This is a genomic window from Methylorubrum zatmanii (assembly GCF_014845115.1).
Lineage (GTDB): Bacteria > Pseudomonadota > Alphaproteobacteria > Rhizobiales > Beijerinckiaceae > Methylobacterium > Methylobacterium zatmanii.
This window is the reverse complement of sequence record NZ_NKUI01000046.1, coordinates 1-20,019: the sequence shown is the minus strand read 5'-3', so window position 1 is coordinate 20,019 and position 20,019 is coordinate 1. Positions and strand designations below refer to the sequence as shown.

Below are 20,019 nucleotides of genomic sequence, written 5' to 3'. Positions count from 1 at the left end.
ATCGCGGGCGCCCGCGATAAAGGAGCCGCACGCCTTTCACGCGGACCCCCGATGCTCCTCTTCCGTTCGCTCGCCTTCAACCTGTGCTTCTACGTCGCGACGGCGCTGATCGCGCTTCTGGGGCTGCCCGCCTTCGCCTCGCGCAAAGGCGTGATCCGGGTGGCGCAGTTCTGGGGGCGCACGGTGCTGTGGCTGCTGCGGGTCGTGGGCGGCACCCGCGTCGAATTCCGCGGCTTGGAGAACATCCCGAAGGGGCCGCTGCTGGTCGCCGCCAAGCACCAATCGGCCCTCGAAACCCTGGCACTGACGATCCCGTTCGACGATTTCGCCTATGTGCTGAAGCGCGAGCTGATGTGGGTGCCCGTCGTCGGCTGGTATTTCGGCCGGGGTGGCATGGTGCCGATCGACCGCTCCAAGGGCGCCAGGGCGATGGCGACGATGAACAAGGCGGCGGCGCAGGCGATCGGCGACGGGCGCCAGCTCATCATCTTCCCGGAAGGGACCCGCCGCCCGGCCGGGGCGCCGCCGGCCTACAAGCAGGGTGCCTCCCACCTCTATGCGACCCTGAACGTGCCCTGCCTGCCGGTGGCGCTGAACACCGGCCTCTACTGGCGCCGCCGGGGGTTCCGCCGCATGCCGGGCACGACGGTGATCGAGTTCCTGCCGGTGATCCCGCCGGGGTTGACCCGCGCCGCCTTCCTCACCGAAGTGCAGACCCGGATCGAGACCGCCTCCGACGCGCTGCTGGCCGAGGGCCGGGCCGACCTCGCCCGCCACGGCCATCCCGTCGCCGTGGCGATGGGCGGATCGACGCCCGCAGCGGATTCGTCCGGGACGCTGTGATCTAGCCGCGCGTGAAGGCGCGAACTGCCGAGGGCCCGCGCAGGACGACCCGAGAACCGGGAAAGCTTTCGGTCAGCGTCAGAGTGCGGGCGCGGCGCAGCCGATTCCATGTCGCGGTGTAGCGAAGAAATGCCACGGTGAGCTGTTCGGGGCAGCCCGCGGGTCCCTCCGGCCGAACCGTGCCGAGGTTCGACAGGGTTCGGCGCAGAACCCGCATCGTGCAGAGCCAGGACGGCATGTCCAACGTCACCACCAGATCCGCCGCCGCAAACCGGGGTGCGATGGTGTCGGTGTAGTTGCCGTCCATGATCCAGGCCGGCAGGGCCGCGATCCGCTCGATCTCGGCGCGGAAGACAGCGGGTTCGGCCGCCACCCAACCGGGGCGCCAATAGATCCGGTCGAGATGAAAGACCGGGAGGCCATGCCGACGGCCGAGATCTCGGGCCAGGGTTGATTTTCCACTTCCCGGTGGCCCGAGCACCACGATCCGCCGAGGCGAAAGGGGAGCCGGTTCGCTCACCCCCGGCCGCCGCGCCTCAACAGAAACACCCCCTGCGCGCCGATCAGGTTCCAGAACCACCACGGCATCGAGAAGCGCATCGGCCGGCCCCGCGCATCGAGGGCGGTGGCCTTCTCGATGCGGGCGCCGACGATGCGGCACAGGCCGACGAAGTCGCGGATGGTGCAGTGGTGGATGTTCGGCGTCTCGTACCATGTCTCCGGCATGATCTCGGTGACCGGCATCCGGCCGCGGAAGGCGAGTTCGGCCCGCACCCGCCAATGGCCGAAATTCGGGAAGGAGATGATGACCTGCCGGCCGATCCGCAGCAGGTGCTCCAGCACGATGCGCGGGTTGCGGGTCGCCTGGATGGTCTGGGACAACACCACCACGTCGAAGGCGTCGTCGGGGTAATTGGCGAGATCGGTGTCGGCGTCGCCCTGGATCACCGGCAGGCCCCGCGCGAGGCAGGCATTCACGCCCTCGCGGGAGAGTTCGATGCCGCGTCCGTCGACGCCGCGCCGGTCGCGCAGCAGCGCCAGCAGCGAGCCGTCGCCGCAGCCGATATCGAGCACCCGCGCCCCCGGCGGCACGAGGCCGAGCACGACGATGTGGTCGATGCGCGCCGTACCCTCGCCCCGGGGCAGGGCCTCGGCGGCCTCCCAGGGCGCGCCGGAAGCCGCGTCGGTGAAGCTGTCGGTCATTCGGTCACAGCCCTCGTCACGAGCCCGCGTCAAAGTCCTCTTGCCCGTGCCGCCGCATCGATGAAGCCGCGGGCGGCGGAGAACATCGCCGGCTCGTCGAGCAGGAAGGCGTCGTGGCCCTTGTCGCTCTCGACCTCGACGAAGGCGACCGGGGCGGCGACCGCATTGAGCGCGTGGACGATGGCGCGGGAATCGGCGGTGGGAAACAGCCAGTCCGAGGTGAAGGACATCACGCAGAAGCGGGTCTTCGAGCCGCGGAAGGCGTTGGCGAGCACGCCGCCATGGTCCTCGGCGAGGTCGAAATAGTCCATCGCCCGGGTGAGATAGAGATAGGCGTTGGCGTCGAAGCGCTCGACGAAGCTGAGCCCCTGGTGGCGCAGGTAGCTCTCGATCTGGAAGTCGGCATTGAAGGAGAAGGTCGGTGCCGCCCGGTTCTGGAGGCGGCGGCCGAACTTGCGGTGCAGCGCCGGCTCGGACAGGTAGGTGATGTGCGCGCCCATCCGCGCGACGCCGAGGCCCTTGGCCGGCCGGGTGCCGGCTTCGAGATAGCGCCCCTCTTCCCAGGCGGGATCGGCCATGATCGCCTGACGGCCGACCTCGTGGAAGGCGATGTTCTGGGCCGAGTGCCGCGCCCCCGTGGCGATGGGCATGGCGGAGAAGACCCGCTCCGGGAAGAGCGAGGCCCATTGCAGCACCTGCATCCCGCCCATCGAGCCGCCGATGCAGAGGAACAGATCGGGGATGCCGAGCTTATCGAGCAGCATCGCCTGGGCCCGGACCATGTCGCGGATGGTCACCAGCGGAAAATCGAGCCCGTAGGGCCGTCCGGTCTCGGGGTTGAGGGAGGCGGGCCCGGTGGAGCCCATACAGCTCCCGATCACGTTGGAGCAGACGACGAAGTAGCGGTCGGTGTCGACCGGCTTGCCCGGCCCCACCAGGGTTTCCCACCAGCCGGGCTTGCCCGTCACCGGATGGCGATGGGCGAAATGCTGGTCGCCGGTGAGCGCGTGGCAGATCAGCACCGCGTTGGAGCGCTGGGCATTGAGGGTGCCGGCGGTCTGGTAGGCGATCTGGAAGGGTCCGAGCCGGGCGCCGGAATCCATGGCGAGGGGTTCGTCGGCGGAAAACAGCATCACGGGGCTGCGCGGGTCGGACGCCGGTGAGGTCTCCGTCCGGCGCGTCGCCTCCTGCCGGCCGCTCTCCGTGCTCTGCTCGGCCTTCTGGGTCAGGGTGGAATCCATCGTGCGTCCCGGGTGCCCGCCCCTGAAACCGATCCCCCGAGCGGCCCGCCGCCGACATTCCCACCGGCGTCGCGGGCGGGCTCGTGGAACGATACGCTCTCGAATGCCTGTCTTCGGGAGAAGATGGTGTCGAGCGCATGTCTTGGCCGGCTGACGAACGGAGGTAATGTGCGCGCCCAAACCCGTCAACGCGCGGCACGGGTGCATGGGTGAGCGGTGTTCGACGGCGCACATGCCTAGACCCTGGCCCTTCGCCGCGCCGAATCGTACACACGGCTTCGACCTCCCGCCCGGACCCCGGCTCCAGGACCCCTGGCCCCATGCGCTTCACCACGCGACCCGCGCCCTCCCTGGACAACCTCGCCGAACTGCGCGCCGAGATCGACCGGATCGACGCCGAGATGCATGCGCTGCTGATCCAGCGCGGGGCGATCATCGACCGGCTGATCGCGGTCAAGCGCACCCAGGGCTCGGGCTCGGCCTTCCGGCCCGGCCGCGAGGCCTCGATGATGCGGCGCATCGCCGAGCGGCACCGGGGCCTCCTTCCCCTCGACACCGTGGAGGGCATCTGGCGGGTCATCATCGCGACCTTCACCTGGGTCCAGGCGCCGTTCTCGGTCCATGCCGACATCTCGGCGGGCGATGCCGGGATGCGCGATTCGGCCCGCTTCCATTTCGGTTTCACCGTGCCCTACCGGCCGCACCCGAACTGCGCGGCGGTGATCGAGGCGGTGGCCGGCTCGCGGGGGGATCTCGGCATCTTCCGGCTGGGCAAGGACGGGGCCGGCGCGCCCCGGCCCTGGTGGGAGAGCCTGGTCGGCGAGGGGCGGCCGAAGGTGATCGCCCGCCTGCCCTTCATCGAGCGCCCGGCCCACCCGGCGGGCACGCCGGTCTTCGTGGTCGCCAATCCCCTCGACGATCCGGCGGCGGCGCAGCGCGATTGGGTGCTCTACGCCGTGCGCGCCCCGGGCTTCGCCCCGGAGAGCGAGCGGGCGCTGCACGATCTCTACGGTGAGGTGGTGGCCCGCAGCGAAGCGGCGGAGGGGGTGAGCCTGCTGCTCGCCGTGCCCGGCGGCGTCGGCCCGCGCCAGCTCGGCGAGGCCCTGGCGCGGGTCGAAGCCGGCGCGACGATCCTCGACGAGGTCGGCAGCCACGCCGCCCGCTTCCGGGTGTGAGCAGGTTGGATCGATCGGCTGTCGCCCCCCTAACGGATGTCAATGCGGACCGGGCGAACCCGGCTTAACCAGAGAGCCGCCTCGAACGTCCCTTCGAGGCGATGATCGACCAAACCCTTCACCCCGCGCCCCTTTGTGGGCTGCGGGGTTTCTTTTGGCCGAGGGCTCGACCGTGCGGCGGTTGGTCTTCGCGGCAACCCCGCCGGTTTCGTGCTATCGATTGCGCACGATTGATGATCGCGCCGCCGGATTCGGCCGGCCGCGCCTCCGATCGGAGACCGCGCATGAACCGCCGACAGACCCTGCGTGCCGGAGCCTCGTTCCTGGGGCTGCTCGCGGCCTCCCGCCTCGTGAACCCCGCCTTCGCCGGCTTCGAGGTGGAGAAGTCCGAGGAGGAGTGGCGCCGCCTCCTCTCCCCGGCCGCCTACAGGGTGCTGCGCGAGCACGGCACCGAGCGGGCCCATACCAGCCCGCTCAACGCTGAGAAGCGTCCCGGCCGCTTCGTCTGCGCCGGCTGCGACCTGCCGCTGTTCTCCTCACGGACCAAGTTCGAGAGCGGCACCGGCTGGCCGAGCTTCTTCGAACCCCTGCCCGACGCGGTCGGCACCCAGGTCGACACCGCCTACGGCATGCGGCGCACGGAGGTGCATTGCCGCCGCTGCGGCGGCCATCTCGGCCATGTCTTCGAGGATGGGCCGAAGCCCACCGGCCTGCGCTACTGCATGAACGGCGTCTCCCTGCGCTTCGAGCCCGCCGCCGGACCGGCCTGACGTCTCCGACGAACCCGACTTGAGGAGATCGAGAGCATGACGCGTGATCGCTTCCATCCCCGCACGGGGCGGTGGCTCGGCGGCGTGGCGGGCCTCGCCCTGCTCGCCTGCGCCGCGCTGCCCCTGGTTCCGGCCTCCGCCGAGGAGGCGGGACGGCGCCTGCCGGAGGCGGCGATGACGGCCCAGGAAGGCGCCGGCCTGCGCACGGCGACCTTCGCCGGCGGCTGCTTCTGGGGCGTGCAGGGCGTGTTCCAGCACGTGAAGGGCGTGACCAAGGCGGTTTCGGGCTATGCCGGCGGCGACCGGGCCAGCGCCCGCTACGAGCAGGTCGGCACCGGCCGCACCGGACATGCGGAGGCGGTGCAAGTCACGTACGACCCGGCGGTGATCCGCTACGACGAGCTTTTGCAGATCTTCTTCTCGGTGGCGCTCGATCCGACCGAGGTCGACCGGCAGGGCCCGGATACCGGCCCGCAATACCGCTCGGCGCTGTTCCCCGCCGACGAGGGCCAGGCAACGGTGGCCCGGGCCTATATCGCCCAGCTCGACCGGGCGAAGGCCTTCGACAAACCCATCGCCACGCGGATCGAATCCGGCGCCTTCTACCCGGCGGAGGGCTACCACCAGGACTACATGACCCTGCACCCGAACAACGGCTACATCGTCGCCAACGACACGCCGAAGCTGCGGGATCTCAAGGCTCTGTTCCCCGAGCGGGCGAACGCCCAGCCGGTGCTGGTGGGCCGCCCGCCGGCCTGAACCGGTCCTACCCGAAGCGAGCAGCGCCCCCCTCTTGCGCGAGGGGGGCCGCTTTCGCTCAGTCCTTCTCGGGGGCGATCTGCTCCAGGCCGCCGATATGGCGCTGGGCGTAGAGCGGCAGGCCGATCTGGCCGATCAGGTCGAGCTGGGTCTCGAGGAAGTCGATATGGCCTTCCTCATCGGAAGCCAGTTCCTCGAACAGGATCTTCGACACGCGGTCGTTGATCGAATCGCAGTACTGGGCGGCTTCGAGATAGAGCGCGCGCGCCTCGTTCTCGGCGGCCAGGTCGCACTCGATGATCTCCTGCACGTTCTGGCCGATCCGCAGCGGGTCGAGCTCCTGCAGGTTCGGGAAGCCGTCGAGGAACAGGATCCGGTCGATGAACCGGTCGGCGTGGTTCATCTCCTCGATCGATTCCTTGCGCCAGAACTTGGCGAGGTCGACGTAGCCCCAATCGTTCAGCAGGCGGAAATGCAGCCAGTACTGGCTCACGGCGGTCAGCTCGCTGCGCAGGCCGCGGTTGAGATACTCGATGACCTTGGCGTCGCCCTTCATTCCCCAATCCTCAGAGGCGTCGGGACGAACGATCGGTCGTCTCAGGCTGCGACGCCCTCGGAGGGCCTTGTAGTTTGGAATGATCCCAAACTGCAAGAGGCTTCGCAGGACGAGCTGCAGGCATGGGCGGGTGATGGGTGGCTGGCATGGGCGGCCGCCTCGTCCAGCGCCTTGCGCAGGATCGAGCGAATCGTGCGGGCGCAGCGCCCGCATTTCGCGCTGCATCCGAGGCACCCATAGACCTGCGCGGGGGTGCGGGGACAACCCGGCCCCGGTTGCAGGCACGCGCGGACCTGCCCGTCGGAAAGGACGTTACAAGAGCAGACGATCATGCGGGCTATCGCAAACCTGTCGTGCCTGTCGGATCGCGGCCGTCATGGCCAACGAGGCCCGAAGCCTCCCGATCATTCCCCCTGCTCAAAGCCAGCCTAAACCGGCCATTTTTGGGCAATCGCAGATTAGAATGATTGAAAAGTTCAAGCTTTTCAGCAATTTAGCGATCGAACCGGCCTCTGGCAACTCCTGATGCGCACAATTGAATACGGCGCGATCTGCCCATGGAGGCCGGTCATGCCACCCGCAGGGCGGCACGGCGTCGGGCGGTTGGCACCACCGAACCCGTTCATGGACAACGCAAAAGGTCGGCACTGATGTGCCGGAGGACCCTGCCGCGGGCTCAGTGCGCCATCAGCACCGGCATGGTCGCGTGCGACAGGATGTGGCTGGTCGGTCCGCCGAAGATCATCTGACGCAGGCGGCTCTGGGTATAGGCGCCCTTGATCATCAGGTCGCAGCCGAACGATTCGGCGGTGTCGAGATAGAGTTCGCCCGGCGTGCGGCGCCCGGCGGGCAGGGCCTTGTGGCTGGCCTCGATCCCCTCGATCCCGAGCGAGCGGGCCACGTCCTCGGCGCTCGGGCCCGGCACCATGCCGCCCTCGGCGCTGACCACGAGGACGCGCCGGGCGCGGCGCAGGAACGGCATGGCGAAAGCGATGGCCCGGGCGGTCTCGGTCGAACCGTTCCAGGCGATCAGGATCGCCTCGCCGAGACAGGCCGGCGGCGTCGGGGGCGCCAGGATGATCGGGCGCCCGCTCTCGAACAGGGCCGTCTCGAAGGTGGTCATGCGCGGGGACCCGTCGTCGGCGCCGGGCCGGCCGACCACCGTGGCCGAGAACAGCCGCGCATACTGGCCGAGGAAGGCGTCACCGGGGGGCACGTCCGGCTGCCAGCGGTAGCGCGGACCGGCCTGGGCCGCCGCGTCCGGGCTGCAGGAGGCCCCGGGCTCGCGCCGGGGCAGACCCGCGGCCTCCATCGCCGCCACGAAGCGCTGGCCCGCATCCTGGGCCTCGGCCTGATCGGCCTCCTCGTCCCGCAGCCAGGTCATGCCGCCGACCATGTCGACGGGCACGTATTCGGCCAGGGCCGGGCGCAGGGCCACGCCCTCGATCAGACTGCCGAAGCGGCGCGCCACCAGCAACGCCGTCTCGAACACGGAGGGCAGGGCATCGTGCAGGGTGACCGGGACGAGCAGGGTCTTCATGGCCGGCCTCGGGCATGGAGAAGGTGGACGGCGGAAAGCTAGATCGAAACGGCCGAACGGGAAACCGGCCCGGCCCCGCCATCCCAGGGCGCTCGCTCGCAAGCGATCACCCCTGCCTTCTGCCCCGGGCTCATCCTCCGGGGGGCCCGGCCGGTCTCGCCGCCCCGGCGGGCGGCGCGGGATCGAGCCGGGCGCGGACGAGGCGGGTCAGGGGCCGCTCCACGACACGGTGGGCGAGGAGGGCGACGGGGAGCGTCAGCGCGACCATCAGGACGAGGCTCGGCCAGGGCCCGAGGAGCGGCGCGAGGCCCGTCCGCAGCAGCATCTCGCGGCCGGCCCGCAGCACGAAGGGATGCAGCAGGTAGAGGGCGTAGGACGCATCGCCCAGCCGCTCCGCGAGGGCGAAGGCAGGGGCGAAGGCAGGGGCGACCCCGCCGCTTCGGACCAGCTCCGGCCGGTCCCGACCGAGCACCGCCGCCGCGACGAGGCAGGCCGCCGGCAGCCCCCAGGCCAGGAACCGCACTGCCGGCTCGGCCGGCGCAACAGCGAGGCCCGCGAAGCCGGCCATGGCGAGGGCGATCCGGGCCGAGGCGCCAAGGCAAAACCCCTCCGCCCGGATCGCGGCGAGGCCGGCGCCGAGGATGAATTCGAGAACGATCGGATCCGACCAGAAGGCCAGGGGAACCGGCAGGCCGGGCAGCAGCCGGCCGGCGAGGACGATGAGCGCCCACGCTCCGACGAGCCAGGTCACGGCTCCCCGGCGCGACCATCCGAGCCCCAGGGCGAAGAGGGCGTAGAACGCCATCTCATAGTTCAGGGTCCAGCCGAGACTGTAGAGCGGCAGCACCGCCCCGTCCGCCCGCGCCACCGGCCAGAACAGGAACGAGGCGAGGGCCCTCGCCCCGTCCGGCGCCCCTCCCTCGCCGCTGAGCAGGGCCGGGGCCGCGAAGCCGAGGGCGAGGTAGAGCCCCGTCACCAGCCAGTAGAGCGGCACGAGCCGGGCGATGCGGTGGGCGATGAAGCGGCGGCGCGCGCCCGGCCGCGCGTAGAGCGGACCGGCGGCATGGACGATGATGAAGCCGGAAATGACGAAGAAGACATCGACCCCCGCCGGCCAGGGCAGGACCGTGCTCGGATGAAACACAGTGTCCGTGCGTGCCGCCAAGATCGCCGCCTCGTTCTGGGCATGGTGGATCACCACCAGCACGGCGGCCACGGCGCGCAAAGCCTGGACGAGGATCAATCTCCCTCGCTCAGTCTGATTAAGAAAAAGCTTAGTCAAATTTGGGGAACCAGACAGGAAGGTCGCCGTTGTCGCGTCGAAGTGATCTTCATGGCTTCGCCCGGTCGAACCGCGCGTCGAGGCCGGTTTTCATGTCGGCAATCCGATATCCGAGGTTTCCTATGTTGAAGCAATACGCTGCTGCGTCCGCGTTCGTCGCCATCATGGCCACCCCCGCCTTCGCCCAGGTCGGGGGCGATTTCCGTCTGGACGCCATGCAGGCGAATGCCTTCGAAATCCAGTCCAGCCAGATCGCGCTGCAGAAGAGCCGCAACCCGGCGGTGCGGGCCTATGCCCGCGAGGCGCTGCGTGACCACCAGGCCGCCAACGTCGCCCTGGTCGGCGGCGAGCGCAACTACGTCGCCGCCCGCAATGCCGGCCCCGGCGGCCTCGTCGGCGGTCTGGTCGAGGCGCCGCTCGCCATTGCCGGCGGCGCGGTCGGCGCGGCGACGGGCGTGGCGACCGGTGTGGTCGGTGGCACGCTGCAGGGCGGTCCGGTCGGCGCGATTGAGGGCGCCGGTGCCGGTGCGGCCCGCGGCGCGGCGGCGGGCAGCCGTGCCTTCGACGTCGATACCACGGCAGGCACCACCGTGGTTCAGCCGAACCCGCAGCAGCAGCAGATGCTGGCCGAGCTGAACGCCACCCCGCCCGGCGCCCGCTTCGACCGCCTCTACGGCCGCCAGCAGGTGATGGCGCACCAGATGACGATCGGCATGACCCAGTCCTACGCCCAGTCCGGCCCGAACCCGGCCCTGCGCACCTACGCCCAGCAGGCCCTGCCGGTGCTGCAGCACCACTATGCCGAGGCGCAGCGCCTGCCGGGCGCCCGCTGAGCGCAGCAAAACACCGATCCAAGGAAAGGAAACGGCGGACCGAAAGGCCCGCCGTTTTCGTATGCGGATCGGCACGGCCGATCCGTCGTCCTGACAAAGACCCTACCCGCGCTTGGCCCGCCAGAGAGTTACTCCGCCTCGCTTCGGCGACGGCAAGGTCGCCGAAGCGCTCCCCCGCGAGGAGGCGGGATGTTTTACGCGTTCTCGCCGAGGAACCTGCCTACGGCGCCATGTCGGGAACCGGCTTCACGGTGCCGGTCTCGGCCGTGGCAGCGGGCTTCACCGAGGCGCCGATCTGCGGCGGCGGGGTGAGCTGCAGGTGCTCGCTGGTATAGGCCAGCTCTTCGTAGACCTTCTGCGGATCGTCGTTCAGCTTGGTGCCGTAGCTCGGCACGATCTCGCGGATCTTCGCCTGCCACTCGGGAGAGGCGATCTTCTTCCCGAAGACCTTCTGCATCACCTCCAGCATGATCGGCGGGGCGGTCGAGGCGCCCGGCGAGGCACCGAGCAGGGCGGCGATGCTGCCATCCTTGGAGGCCACGACTTCGGTACCGAGCTTGAGCACGCCGCCCTTTTCGGGATCGCGCTTGATGATCTGGACGCGCTGGCCAGCCTGGACCAGCCGCCATTCATCCTTCTTCGCGTTCGGGAAATACTCGCGCAGGGCTTGGTAGCGGTCCTCGTCGGACAGCATCACCTGCCCGGCGAGATACTCGATCAGCGGATACTGTTCGACACCGACGCGGACCATCGGCCAGACGTTGCTGGTCGTGGTGGAGGAGAGCAGGTCGAAATACGAGCCTTCCTTCAGGAACTTGGTCGAGAAGGTCGCGAACGGTCCGAACAGGATCACGCGCTTGCCGTCGATCACGCGCGTGTCGAGATGCGGCACCGACATCGGCGGCGAGCCGACCGAGGCCTTGCCGTAGGCCTTGGCGAGATGGCGCGTCGCCACCTCCTGGTTGTCGGTGACGAGGAAGGAGCCGCCCACGGGGAAGCCAGCATAGTCGTCGGCTTCCGGGATGCCGGATTTCTGCAGCAGGTGCAGCGCCCCGCCGCCCGCGCCGATGAACACGAACTTGGCGTCGACCGACTGGCGGCTGCCGTCCTTCAGGTTCTTGGAGGTGACGCGCCAAGTGCCGTCCTTGTTGCGCTCCATGCCCTCAACCTCGGTGGAGAGGCGCAGGGAGAAGTTCTTCCCTGCCTTCAGGGAGGCGACGTACTGGCGGGTGACCTCGCCCCACTCGCAATCGGTGCCGATCGGCGTCCACGTGGCGGCGATCTTCTGCTTCGGATCGCGCCCCTCCATCATCAGGGGGACCCACTTCTTCAGTTGCTCGGGATCGGTCGAGTATTCCATTCCGGCGAAGAGCGGGCTGGCCTTGAGGGCCTCGTGGCGCTTGCGCAGGTATTCGATGTTCTCGTCACCCCAGACGAAGCTCATATGGGGCGTGGAGTTGATGAAGGAGCGGGGGTTCTTCAGAACGCCCTGCCGAACCTGCCAAGCCAGGAACTGGCGCGTGACCTGGAAGGCCTCGTTGATCTCGACGGCCTTCTTGATCTGGATGTTGCCCTTGGAATCCTCGGGCGTGTAGTTCAGCTCCGCCAGGGCCGAGTGGCCGGTGCCGGCATTGTTCCAGCCGTTGGAGCTTTCCAGCGCCACGCCGTCCAGCCGCTCGACCATCTCCAGCGACCAGTCGGGCTCGAGCTCGTGCAGCCAGACGCCCAGCGTGGCGCTCATGATGCCGCCGCCGATCAGCAGGACATCGACCTTCCGGGGCTCGCCCGCCGCGAGCAGCGGCGAGCCCGGCAGGGCGGTGGCCGCCAAGCCGGCCAGCGCACCGCCGATGATCTGCCGACGATTGAGCGGCAGCGAGCTATTCTGCACATCGGAGGCCGGAATGTGCATTTTATCGTCGGTCATCATTTTATTTTCATGCCGCTCAAAAATTTCTTTCGGCTCAAACGTCCGTTACATCAGGTGCGGGTACGAGACAACCCGGTGATTACATGGCAGGCATTCCCTGAAAACTTCAGAATTTCAAAAGCTTTAGGACATCGTTGACGGAGATCGGGCCGCCCCGCCACGCCAGATTGGCCATCGTCATGGATGATGGGGAGCGAATCACGCAGCGATTCGGAGGCTCCGCTCAGCCGATGGCGGTCAGGCCAGCGCGTCGAGGGACACGCCGACGATGCGCAGATCGGGAATGGAGCCGGCGCTTCAGAGATGGAACGGGCCGGGCAGGAGCTTGCGCCGGACGAGGCCGCCGGCGGCGCCGATCGGAACCACGCCCTGCGGAGTTTTCGGGCCGACACCGGCCCCCACCCTCGCCGAGCGCGATCCTGCAAGCGATGCCGCAAGAGATTCTGCCGCGGGAGTCCTCCCCTCGGCGCGAAGGCATGCAGAGCGTGAGGTGGGTTCTGCGCGACGCGTGCCAAGCTTGTGTGATGCGGCCGGGCTTGCGCGCGGTGACGCATCGCGCGGGAGCCCGGTCCGCCCCATCTCCGGGCGATGCCGCCCGTTCCCGATGCCTTCGCTGCCACCGCCGCCCGTCTGCGCGCCTGCCGCCTCTGCCGCGACGCGCCCCGGTTCGGCGCGGCTCTCCCCCATGAACCGCGCCCGGTGGTCCAGGGCAGCGCCGAGGCGCGCCTGCTGATCGCCAGCCAGGCGCCGGGCAACCGGGCGCATCGCAGCGGCATTCCGTTCAGCGATCCCTCCGGCATCCGCCTGCGCGCTTGGCTCGGGCTGACCGAGGCGGCCTTCTACGACCCGTCGCGGGTGGCGATCCTGCCGATGGGCGCCTGCTTCCCCGGACTCGACGCCAAGGGCGGCGACCGGCCGCCGCGGCGCGAATGTGCGCCAACTTGGCGAACGGAGTTGCTCGCCGGGCTGCCCCGCCTCGATCTCGTGCTGGTGATCGGGCAATACGCGCAAGCGTGGCACCTCGGAGCGAGCCAGGGCGGCCTCACGGAGACGGTCGCCCGCTGGCGCGAAATCCTCGACACCTCCGCCCGGCCGCGGGTGCTGCCCCTGCCCCATCCCTCCTGGCGCAACAACGGCTGGCTGCGGAAGAACCCCTGGTTCGAGGCGGAGCTTCTGCCGGTGCTGCGGGCCGAGGTGGCGGCGGCGATGGGTGTCCGGCGTTGACACCCGGTCGCCTTGAGAGGATCGCTGCCGCTGCCCGTGCCACCAGCGAGAGTCTCATGCCGGAGAGTACCGATCCCCGCGACCGCCTGATCGTCGCCCTCGACCTTCCCGATGTGGGGCAAGCGGAGCGGCTGGTCGCGCGCATCGGCGACGCGGCGACCTTCTATAAGATCGGCTACCGCCTCGCCTATGCCGGCGGGCTCGACTTCGCCGCGCGGCTGGCGGCGGAGGGCAAGAAGACCTTCCTCGATCTCAAGCTGCACGACATCGGCAACACCGTGGAGGAGGGCGTGCGCTCGGCCTCGGCGCTCGGGGCGACGTTCCTCACGGTCCATGCCTATCCGCAGACCATGCGGGCGGCCGTGCGCGGGCGGGGAGCCGGCCTGAAGATCCTCGCGGTGACGGTGCTGACCTCCTACGACGACGCGGATGCCGCCGAGGCGGGCTATGCCCTGCCGGTGGCCGACCTCGTCGCGCGCCGCGCCGAACAGGCCGCCGAGATCGGCATCGACGGGATCGTCTGCTCCGCGGCCGAGGCGCGGGCGGTGCGCACCCGCATCGGCGCCGATCGCCTGATCGTGACGCCCGGCATCCGGCCCGCCGGCACGGAGGCCGGCGACCAGAAGCGGGTGATGACGCCGGGCGAGGCCCGGGCGGCGGGCATCGACCATGTGGTGGTCGGCCGCCCGATCACGGGAGCCGACGATCCCCGCGCCGTCGCGCAGAGGATCGTCGCCGAGATGGAGGGAGCGTAAGAGATGGCCAAGGGCTACTGGATCGTGCGGGTCGATGTGAGCGACGCGGAGGCCTACAAGGCCTATGCCGCCGCCAACGGCGCCGCCTTCGCCCGCTTCGGCGGCCGCTTCCTCGCGCGCGGCGGGGCCTTCGAGGCGGTGGCGGGCCAAGCGCGGGCGCGCAACGTGATCGTCGAGTTCCCGAGCTACGAGGAGGCGCTCGCCTGCTGGCACTCGGATCTCTACCAATCCGCCCGCGCCCTGCAGAAGGGCGGCGCGGAGGCCGACATCGTGGTGATCGAGGGCTATGACGGGCCGCAGCCGGCGCTCTCGGAGCCGGCCCCAACGCCGGGTGCCGCCTCGGAATAGATCCTACCGCTCGGCGTCCCGGGGGGGCTGCCTCAGCGCCCCGAGCAGGAAGGCGATCATCACCGGCAGCGGCGGCTCGACGCGGTCGGGCTGGCGGTTCACCAGGACCGGATGGCAGTAGCGGGTGATCGCGGCGTGGATGCAGGAGGCCGCGCTCTTCGGGTCGGTCACCGCGAAGGCGCCCTCGCGCACCCCGTCGGCCACCACCCGCGCGAGCACCGCGCCGATGCGGTCGACATGGGCCTGACAGACGGCCCAGCTCTCGCTCATCGCCGCCTCGACCATCTCGTGGACGCGCGGATGCGCCTCGAACCGGCGGCGGCTGTCGTCGTGGAGCGCCGTGACGATCCGGGACAACCGCTCCGGCGCACCGAGCTTCGGCGTGTCGGCGATCGCCGCGATCATCGCCTCGATCTCTCCCGTGAGCCGCTCGACCACCGCCTCGTTGATCGCCTTCTTCGATTCGAAGAAGCGGTAGACGTTGGCCGGGCTCATCTTCAGCGTGCGGGCGATGTCGGCGACCGTGGTCTTCTGGTAGCCGATCTCGCGAAAGGAGCGCGCCGCCTCCTCCAGGATCCGGTCCCGGGTGGTCGGTGCGGCCTCTTCTGGGGGCGGGATGAGGTGGGCCGTGGCGGCTGGCATCGTCGCTTATACCTAGGCTTCGACACCGGCCGCGTCAAAAACCTTGTGATCCGGCCGTCATTCCTCAAAGCAGAGAAGACCCTGGCGGGTTCCGCCGGCAGAAATCCGGTCGCGTGCCGACGACGCGCGACGGAGCGCCCGCCGCCCTGGCATGAGCGGGACTCTTGGTCGGGACTCTTGCGAAGCCGCCGACGCGGCGCCGTCAGGAGCCGAATTGCGAGCCGAGCTGTTCGAGATATTCGGCCAGATCGAGGCCGCCGACGCGGCGGCCGTATTCGAAGCGCATGCCGCGCCGGATATCGACACGGCTCGAACGGGTATTGAGCGTGAACGGCTTCACGCAGACCCAGGCTCCGTCGTTGCGGTGTTCGAAGAAACCGAGGATGTCGTGGTTGGCCATGGTCCGTCTCGTGGGAAATGCGAGACGACAACGGAAGTGGCGGAAAAGAGTTCAATCGTACCGGTCGCCTTTCTCCCGGCAAAGCTTGGTTTGCCGGCGACTCTGACTTCGAATGGCCAAGCTTATTCTGACATTCGGCGCCTGATAGGCGGTGTTGCCTTAGTCCTGTGCGGCGTCAGCGCCGGCCCGTCGAGCCGAAGCCGCCCTGCCCGCGTCCCGACATGCCGTCCTCCGGCGCCGGTGCCCCTTCGTGGATGTCGAAGTCCGGCCGCATCACACGCGTGAAGACGAGCTGGGCGATGCGCTCTCCCGGCTCGATGCGGATCGCCGCGCCGCCGGCCGCCGGGTTGCGGTTCCAGGCGGAGATCAGGAGCGGCCCCTCGTAATCGGCGTCGATCACTCCGGTGCCGTTGCCGAGCACCAGCCCTTCGCGGTGTCCCATCCCGGAGCGGGGGAAGACCAGCCCGCACCAGTCGTGATCGCCGATCCGCACCGAGACGCCGGCCGGGATCAGCGCGGGCGGCGCCTGCGGTTCGAGCAGGAGCGGAGCGTCGAGGCAGGCATGCAGGTCGAGCCCGGCGGCGGCCGCGCTGCCCCAGCGGGGAAAGCCCCAGCCGGCGAGCCGTGGATCGAGGAGGTGGAGGCCGACCTTCACAGGGATGCTCCCGACTGTCATGGACTGGTGCGAGGATGGGCTGGTGCGAGAGACGGGCAGCTTTCTCCGAAGCGGCGGCGCGGAGCAATCGGGGCGGGCGAATGGCGCGCTGGATCGCGGGGCTGGACGGGTGCCGCGGCGCCTGGGCAGGGGTGCTGATCGATCTCGACGATCCGGCGCGCTGGCGCTGCGCCCGCTTCGCGCGGGTGGCGGACCTGCTCGACGGGCCGGAGGCGCCGGTGATCGCCGGCATCGACGTGCCGATCGGCCTGCCCGACCGGGTTCTCGGCGGAGGCCGCTCCGCCGACCGGGCGGCACGGGCCTTTCTCGGGCCGGGGCGCTCGAGCGTGTTTCCGGTGCCGCCCCGGCCGGCGGTTCAGGCGGCGAGCTACGACGAGGCCAAGGCCCTGTCGCGGACCCATTCCGAGCCGCCCTTCGCCCCCTCGATCCAGTGCTGGAACATCCTGCGCTACGTCCGCGAGGTCGATGGCCTGCTGCGTGAGCGCCCGAGCCTGCGCGCGCGCCTGCACGAGGTGCATCCCGAGGTCGCCTTCTTCCGCCTCAACGGCGAGCGGCCCCTCGCCGCCGGCAAGAAGGGGCCGGCCCGGGCTGCCGGCCTCGCCGAGCGTCGATCCCTGCTCGCCATCGCCGGCCTGCCGGAGGCGCTGATCCTGTCCGAGCCGCCGCCGAAGGTCGCCGCCGACGATCATCTCGACGCCATGGCCGCCCTCGTCGTCGCCCGCGACCTCGCCCTCGGCCGGGCCGAGCCGCTTCCCAAGGCGATCGAGCGCGACAGCTATGGCCTGCCCATCGTGATCTGGGCGCCCGCGCGCCCGAGGGCGTGAGCGGGTGCCGCCCCTGCCCTGAGGAGCCACGCCGTGACCGATCGCCCCGACGCCGATCTGCCGACGCGCGACATCGCCCGCGCCCTGGTGTTCGATCCCGCCAACCGCCTGTTGCTGATCGAGTACGAGGCCGTGCGCCCGATCGATCCCGCCAAGCCCGACGCGCTCGGGTTCTGGTTCATGCCCGGCGGCGGGCTGGAGCCGGGCGAAACCCACGAGGAGGCCTGCCGGCGCGAATTGTCGGAGGAGATCGGCGTCGTGGATGTGGCGCTCGGGCCCTGCGTCGCCGTCTGCGACGGACCGTTTCATCTGTTCCGCACACCGCGCCACGCCCGCGAGCGCTACTTCGTGGTGCGGCTCCCGAGCGATGTCGTCGATACCAGCCGCCTCGCCGAGACGGAGGACAATCCCGTGCGCGGGACGCGCTGGTGGCCCCTCGACGAACTCGCCGCCTCGGCCGAGCGGATCGAGCCCGCGGGGCTGGCCGCGCTGGCGCAACGAATCGCATCCGGGGACGTTCCGCCCGAGGCTGTCCGCCTGAACTGGCACCATGCCTGACGGTCCCGGCTGGACAGGCGCCGCGCCGTGTGGCCCGAACAGAGCTCGGCGCGTGCCGGCACGGCCAGCCGTCCGCACATCGAACGCGCGATGTGCGCCAGCGCATCCGCCGGGTGGATGGATCCGGCCGGTTTGCGCGTTCTGGGTAACGTATCGCGGTCTCAGCAGCGAAGAAGGAGAAACCCCGTAATGTTTCCTCAGGTTCTGACGGATGGCTACCGCAGCTTCCTCGGCGAGCGCCTGCCGAACGAGCGGCGCAAGTACGAGTCGCTCGGCAAGGATGGCCAGAATCCCGAGGTGCTGCTGATCGGCTGCTGCGACAGCCGCGTCGCGCCGGAGGTGATCTTCGATACCGGTCCCGGCCAGATCTTCACGATCCGCAACGTGGCCAACATCGTGCCGCCCGCCGAGCACGACAGCGCCTATCACGGCACCTCCTCGGCGATCGAGTTCGCGGTGCAGGCCCTGAAGGTGAAGCACATCGTCGTGCTCGGCCACGCCACCTGCGGCGGCATCAAGGCGGCCGGGCTCGGCGCCGACCCGCTCTCCTCGGGCAACTTCATCGGCCGCTGGGTTTCGCTGGTGAAGCCGGCGACCGAGACGCTGGCCAAGGCCGGCGACGACAAGGACAAGGAGGGCTACCTCACCCGCCTCGAATACGCGATGATCGGCCAGAGCCTCCAGAACCTGATGACCTTCGACTTCGTGCGCGAGGCCGTCGAGGCGGGCAAGCTCCAGCTGCACGGCGCACATTTCGGTATCGAGACCGGTGAGCTGCGCATCCGTGACCCGAAGACCGGCGCGTTCGAATCCGTGGTCTCCCGCGACGGGCAGACGCTCGCCGCCTCGGCGCTGATCGGCTGCACCGCGGCCTGAACGTCCCCGCTCTCATCCCGACCGATCGGCGGCGCCCCCGAAGACACCTTCGGGGGCGCTTTGCTTTGTCCGATCCCGTTTCCGGCTGGTCGCCTCGGTTGAGGCATTTCCCTCTTCCCGCTTGCGGGAAGAGGGTTCCAGCGATGTTACCGTCCCCGAACCGAGGCGGCAGCCGAGGGTGAGGGGACGATGCCGGGGCATTTTCCGCGGAAGCGGTTACCGGTTCCGTGAGGGAAAATTCTTTACTATCAATGAACTAGAGAATTTTTCGTGATCCGAGGATTACGGAGGATGCTCTGGGCCCGCCTCGTCCGGCGAAGCTCCCTCACCGCCGCTCCGGCTTCGCTTCCCGCAAGCGGGGTGAGACAGCGAGTGCCCATTGGGGGGTCAACGCTGTCAGGTCTCCGCTTCAGCCCCGTCCTCGATGTAGAGTTCCTCCAACAGCACCTTGATCACGGCCACCAGCGGCAGGGCCAGGGCCACGCCCCAGAGGCCGAACAGCACGCCGAGCAGGAGCTGTCCGGCGAAGATCGTCGCCGCCGGCAGGTCGAGGGCTTGGCGCTGGATGAAGGGCGTGAGGCCGTAGCTCTCCGCCGCCTGCACCGCGAGATAGACGCCGAGCGCCCCGAGCAATCCGTTGAAGCCGGAGGCGAGGCTGCTCAGCACGATCACCACGCCGGCGATCAGCGGCCCGATGGTCGGCACGAAGGCGAGCAGGCCCGCCTGGAGCCCGAGGATCAGCGCGCCGCCGATGCCGAGGACGCTGAGCCCGGCCCAGGTCAGCACGAAGATCGCCGCCATGGTCACGAGCTGGCCGAACAGCCAGTGCCGCAGGGTCTCGCCCGATCCGTCGAGCACGCGGGCGCCCTTCTCCCGGTGGCGCCGGGGAACGAGGCGTAGGGCGCCGTCGCGGTAGCTGCCCGGATCGGCGGCGATGGCGACACCGAGGAACACGATCACGAGCAGGTTGCCGAGGGCGTTGAACAGCCCGATCACGACGGTCGCCGCCGGGCCGAGCACGCTGCCGGCATCGGAGAGCAGCGAGCCGGGGCTCTTCAGCGCGCCGGAGGCGAGGCCGGCGAGGCCGCCCTGCTTCTGGCCGCCGCTCTCCTTGCCCTCGGCCCGGCCGGCTTCGTCGCCATGGTCCCCCTGGTTTCCCGGCCCGGTCGGCATGCCCTGCGACAGGTCGATCTCGATGCCGCGCTCCTTCAGCCAGTCGCGCACGGTCTCCGATTGCTGGCGCACGGTGGTGCCGAGATCGCGGGCCTGACGCGCCACGGTGGCGCCGCCGAAGGCCGAGAGCCCGAGGGCGAGCCCGGCGAGCACGAGGCAGGCGAGGGCGAGCCGGAAGCCGCGGGCGATCGGCAGCACGTAGCCGAGGCCCCGGGTCAGCCCGTCGAGGAAGACGGCGAACAGGATCCCGGAAAAGATCAGCAGCAGCGTCGCCGAGGCGGTCCAGGCGAGCCAGAGCCCGGCCGCGAAGGCCACGACCGCGATGCCCGCCGCCGCGAGGCCGCGCGCCCCGGCCGGATTGTGGGGGGACGTCGTCATGAAGGGATTCCGTTCGGGGTGAGGGCGGGGTGAGGG

24 protein-coding genes are annotated in these 20,019 nt (G+C 69.8%); 12 read left to right on the top strand and 12 right to left on the bottom strand.

Annotation, left to right across the window (positions count from 1 at the left end; all coding sequences use genetic code 11):
- Positions 1-51: 51 nt before the first annotated feature.
- Entirely contained in the window at positions 52-843 is a 792-nt protein-coding gene (locus MZTS_RS06480) for a lysophospholipid acyltransferase family protein (RefSeq protein ID WP_192282675.1), read from the top strand.
- Position 844: 1 nt separating this feature from the next.
- Here MZTS_RS06480 and MZTS_RS06475 read toward each other — a convergent pair whose 3' ends face one another.
- From MZTS_RS06475 to metX, 3 genes are all read right to left on the bottom strand, one after another.
- Positions 845-1,216 (bottom strand): P-loop NTPase family protein, encoded by a 372-nt coding sequence (locus tag MZTS_RS06475; protein WP_246482026.1) that lies wholly within the window; start codon positions 1,214-1,216, stop codon positions 845-847.
- 143 nt (positions 1,217-1,359) lie between these two features.
- Positions 1,360-2,046, bottom strand: a complete 687-nt coding sequence (metW, locus tag MZTS_RS06470; protein WP_192282673.1) for a methionine biosynthesis protein MetW — start codon at positions 2,044-2,046, stop codon at positions 1,360-1,362.
- 29 nt (positions 2,047-2,075) lie between these two features.
- Positions 2,076-3,287, bottom strand: a complete 1,212-nt coding sequence (gene metX, locus MZTS_RS06465) for a homoserine O-acetyltransferase MetX (protein ID WP_192282671.1) — start codon at positions 3,285-3,287, stop codon at positions 2,076-2,078.
- A 320-nt stretch (positions 3,288-3,607) separates the two neighbouring features.
- On the opposite strand from metX, the gene MZTS_RS06460 reads away from it, so the two are divergent.
- The 3 genes from MZTS_RS06460 to msrA all read left to right on the top strand — a co-directional run bounded on the left by MZTS_RS06460 (position 3,608) and on the right by msrA (position 5,991).
- Entirely contained in the window at positions 3,608-4,462 is an 855-nt protein-coding gene (locus MZTS_RS06460; protein WP_192282669.1) for a chorismate mutase, read from the top strand.
- 284 nt (positions 4,463-4,746) lie between these two features.
- Complete coding sequence (gene msrB, locus MZTS_RS06455; protein WP_192282667.1) at positions 4,747-5,232, top strand: peptide-methionine (R)-S-oxide reductase MsrB; 486 nt, start codon at positions 4,747-4,749, stop codon at positions 5,230-5,232.
- A 36-nt stretch (positions 5,233-5,268) separates the two neighbouring features.
- Positions 5,269-5,991 carry a peptide-methionine (S)-S-oxide reductase MsrA gene (msrA, locus tag MZTS_RS06450; protein WP_192282666.1) on the top strand — a complete coding sequence of 241 codons (723 nt, stop codon included), beginning with the start codon at positions 5,269-5,271 and terminating at the stop codon, positions 5,989-5,991.
- Between the two features lie 58 nt (positions 5,992-6,049).
- On the opposite strand, the gene bfr is transcribed toward msrA, so the two are convergent.
- Both bfr and MZTS_RS25150 read right to left on the bottom strand, forming a co-directional pair.
- Positions 6,050-6,547, bottom strand: a complete 498-nt coding sequence (gene bfr / locus MZTS_RS06445; RefSeq protein ID WP_192282665.1) for a bacterioferritin — start codon at positions 6,545-6,547, stop codon at positions 6,050-6,052.
- A gap of 41 nt (positions 6,548-6,588) precedes the next feature.
- The gene (locus MZTS_RS25150; RefSeq protein ID WP_246482025.1) at positions 6,589-6,879 is read right to left on the bottom strand and encodes a (2Fe-2S)-binding protein; all 291 of its coding nucleotides are present in this window, start codon (positions 6,877-6,879) and stop codon (positions 6,589-6,591) included.
- 44 nt (positions 6,880-6,923) lie between these two features.
- Between MZTS_RS25150 and MZTS_RS06440 the strand changes: the two genes are divergently transcribed.
- Positions 6,924-7,073, top strand: a complete 150-nt coding sequence (locus MZTS_RS06440) for a hypothetical protein (RefSeq protein WP_192282664.1) — start codon at positions 6,924-6,926, stop codon at positions 7,071-7,073.
- Positions 7,074-7,223: 150 nt separating this feature from the next.
- On the opposite strand, the gene MZTS_RS06435 is transcribed toward MZTS_RS06440, so the two are convergent.
- Positions 7,224-8,087 (bottom strand): universal stress protein, encoded by an 864-nt coding sequence (locus MZTS_RS06435; RefSeq protein WP_192282663.1) that lies wholly within the window; start codon positions 8,085-8,087, stop codon positions 7,224-7,226.
- Positions 8,088-8,217: 130 nt separating this feature from the next.
- Positions 8,218-9,330, bottom strand: a complete 1,113-nt coding sequence (locus MZTS_RS06430; protein WP_192282662.1) for an acyltransferase family protein — start codon at positions 9,328-9,330, stop codon at positions 8,218-8,220.
- Between the two features lie 161 nt (positions 9,331-9,491).
- Here MZTS_RS06430 and MZTS_RS06425 point away from each other — a divergent pair, with 161 nt between their 5' ends.
- On the top strand, positions 9,492-10,202 hold the full coding sequence (locus tag MZTS_RS06425; protein WP_192282661.1) for a DUF4142 domain-containing protein: 711 nt from the start codon (positions 9,492-9,494) through the stop codon (positions 10,200-10,202).
- A 220-nt stretch (positions 10,203-10,422) separates the two neighbouring features.
- Here MZTS_RS06425 and mqo read toward each other — a convergent pair whose 3' ends face one another.
- Positions 10,423-12,129 (bottom strand): malate dehydrogenase (quinone), encoded by a 1,707-nt coding sequence (gene mqo, locus MZTS_RS06420; RefSeq protein ID WP_192282660.1) that lies wholly within the window; start codon positions 12,127-12,129, stop codon positions 10,423-10,425.
- 588 nt (positions 12,130-12,717) lie between these two features.
- Between mqo and MZTS_RS06415 the strand changes: the two genes are divergently transcribed.
- Genes MZTS_RS06415 through MZTS_RS06405 form a run of 3 tightly spaced genes read left to right on the top strand, consistent with a single transcriptional unit; the run spans position 12,718 to position 14,456 of the window.
- Entirely contained in the window at positions 12,718-13,353 is a 636-nt protein-coding gene (locus tag MZTS_RS06415; protein ID WP_192282658.1) for a uracil-DNA glycosylase family protein, read from the top strand.
- A gap of 56 nt (positions 13,354-13,409) precedes the next feature.
- Positions 13,410-14,108: an orotidine-5'-phosphate decarboxylase gene (gene pyrF / locus MZTS_RS06410; RefSeq protein WP_192282657.1), complete on the top strand. Its 699-nt coding sequence runs from the start codon at positions 13,410-13,412 to the stop codon at positions 14,106-14,108.
- A gap of 3 nt (positions 14,109-14,111) precedes the next feature.
- Positions 14,112-14,456 carry a DUF1330 domain-containing protein gene (locus MZTS_RS06405; RefSeq protein ID WP_192282655.1) on the top strand — a complete coding sequence of 115 codons (345 nt, stop codon included), beginning with the start codon at positions 14,112-14,114 and terminating at the stop codon, positions 14,454-14,456.
- 3 nt (positions 14,457-14,459) lie between these two features.
- Here the strand turns inward: MZTS_RS06405 and MZTS_RS06400 are convergent, their stop codons facing one another.
- From MZTS_RS06400 to dut, 3 genes are all read right to left on the bottom strand, one after another.
- Positions 14,460-15,098, bottom strand: a complete 639-nt coding sequence (locus MZTS_RS06400) for a TetR/AcrR family transcriptional regulator (protein ID WP_009866669.1) — start codon at positions 15,096-15,098, stop codon at positions 14,460-14,462.
- A gap of 202 nt (positions 15,099-15,300) precedes the next feature.
- A complete protein-coding gene (locus tag MZTS_RS06395) occupies positions 15,301-15,498 on the bottom strand; it encodes a hypothetical protein (RefSeq protein WP_009866670.1) in 198 nt (65 codons plus the stop codon).
- A 175-nt stretch (positions 15,499-15,673) separates the two neighbouring features.
- Positions 15,674-16,174, bottom strand: coding sequence for a dUTP diphosphatase (gene dut / locus MZTS_RS06390; RefSeq protein ID WP_192282653.1), 501 nt, complete (start codon positions 16,172-16,174; stop codon positions 15,674-15,676).
- An 80-nt stretch (positions 16,175-16,254) separates the two neighbouring features.
- On the opposite strand from dut, the gene MZTS_RS25145 reads away from it, so the two are divergent.
- The 3 genes from MZTS_RS25145 (at position 16,255) to MZTS_RS06380 (ending at position 18,432) form a co-directional block, all read left to right on the top strand.
- Positions 16,255-16,998, top strand: a complete 744-nt coding sequence (locus tag MZTS_RS25145; RefSeq protein ID WP_009866672.1) for a DUF429 domain-containing protein — start codon at positions 16,255-16,257, stop codon at positions 16,996-16,998.
- Positions 16,999-17,031: 33 nt separating this feature from the next.
- The gene (locus MZTS_RS25140) at positions 17,032-17,556 is read left to right on the top strand and encodes an NUDIX hydrolase (protein WP_343068712.1); all 525 of its coding nucleotides are present in this window, start codon (positions 17,032-17,034) and stop codon (positions 17,554-17,556) included.
- Positions 17,557-17,745: 189 nt separating this feature from the next.
- Positions 17,746-18,432 carry a carbonic anhydrase gene (locus tag MZTS_RS06380; RefSeq protein WP_192282651.1) on the top strand — a complete coding sequence of 229 codons (687 nt, stop codon included), beginning with the start codon at positions 17,746-17,748 and terminating at the stop codon, positions 18,430-18,432.
- A gap of 396 nt (positions 18,433-18,828) precedes the next feature.
- On the opposite strand, the gene MZTS_RS06375 is transcribed toward MZTS_RS06380, so the two are convergent.
- On the bottom strand, positions 18,829-19,983 hold the full coding sequence (locus tag MZTS_RS06375) for an AI-2E family transporter (RefSeq protein ID WP_192282649.1): 1,155 nt from the start codon (positions 19,981-19,983) through the stop codon (positions 18,829-18,831).
- Positions 19,984-20,019 lie beyond the last annotated feature (36 nt).

Coding starts and splice junctions, on each gene's coding strand:
- bfr (WP_192282665.1), bottom strand. CDS start 6,547: ATGAAGGGCGACGCCAAGGTCATCGAGTATCTCAACCGCGGCCTGCGC.
- msrB (WP_192282667.1), top strand. CDS start 4,747: ATGAACCGCCGACAGACCCTGCGTGCCGGAGCCTCGTTCCTGGGGCTG.
- MZTS_RS06440 (WP_192282664.1), top strand. CDS start 6,924: ATGGCCAACGAGGCCCGAAGCCTCCCGATCATTCCCCCTGCTCAAAGC.
- MZTS_RS06415 (WP_192282658.1), top strand. CDS start 12,718: ATGCCGCCCGTTCCCGATGCCTTCGCTGCCACCGCCGCCCGTCTGCGC.
- MZTS_RS06400 (WP_009866669.1), bottom strand. CDS start 15,098: ATGCCAGCCGCCACGGCCCACCTCATCCCGCCCCCAGAAGAGGCCGCA.
- MZTS_RS06380 (WP_192282651.1), top strand. CDS start 17,746: ATGTTTCCTCAGGTTCTGACGGATGGCTACCGCAGCTTCCTCGGCGAG.
- MZTS_RS25150 (WP_246482025.1), bottom strand. CDS start 6,879: ATGATCGTCTGCTCTTGTAACGTCCTTTCCGACGGGCAGGTCCGCGCG.
- MZTS_RS06480 (WP_192282675.1), top strand. CDS start 52: ATGCTCCTCTTCCGTTCGCTCGCCTTCAACCTGTGCTTCTACGTCGCG.
- metW (WP_192282673.1), bottom strand. CDS start 2,046: ATGACCGACAGCTTCACCGACGCGGCTTCCGGCGCGCCCTGGGAGGCC.
- MZTS_RS06395 (WP_009866670.1), bottom strand. CDS start 15,498: ATGGCCAACCACGACATCCTCGGTTTCTTCGAACACCGCAACGACGGA.
- MZTS_RS06425 (WP_192282661.1), top strand. CDS start 9,492: ATGTTGAAGCAATACGCTGCTGCGTCCGCGTTCGTCGCCATCATGGCC.
- MZTS_RS25145 (WP_009866672.1), top strand. CDS start 16,255: ATGGCGCGCTGGATCGCGGGGCTGGACGGGTGCCGCGGCGCCTGGGCA.
- MZTS_RS06405 (WP_192282655.1), top strand. CDS start 14,112: ATGGCCAAGGGCTACTGGATCGTGCGGGTCGATGTGAGCGACGCGGAG.
- MZTS_RS06460 (WP_192282669.1), top strand. CDS start 3,608: ATGCGCTTCACCACGCGACCCGCGCCCTCCCTGGACAACCTCGCCGAA.
- MZTS_RS06375 (WP_192282649.1), bottom strand. CDS start 19,983: ATGACGACGTCCCCCCACAATCCGGCCGGGGCGCGCGGCCTCGCGGCG.
- dut (WP_192282653.1), bottom strand. CDS start 16,174: ATGACAGTCGGGAGCATCCCTGTGAAGGTCGGCCTCCACCTCCTCGAT.
- msrA (WP_192282666.1), top strand. CDS start 5,269: ATGACGCGTGATCGCTTCCATCCCCGCACGGGGCGGTGGCTCGGCGGC.
- MZTS_RS06435 (WP_192282663.1), bottom strand. CDS start 8,087: ATGAAGACCCTGCTCGTCCCGGTCACCCTGCACGATGCCCTGCCCTCC.
- metX (WP_192282671.1), bottom strand. CDS start 3,287: ATGGATTCCACCCTGACCCAGAAGGCCGAGCAGAGCACGGAGAGCGGC.
- mqo (WP_192282660.1), bottom strand. CDS start 12,129: ATGATGACCGACGATAAAATGCACATTCCGGCCTCCGATGTGCAGAAT.
- pyrF (WP_192282657.1), top strand. CDS start 13,410: ATGCCGGAGAGTACCGATCCCCGCGACCGCCTGATCGTCGCCCTCGAC.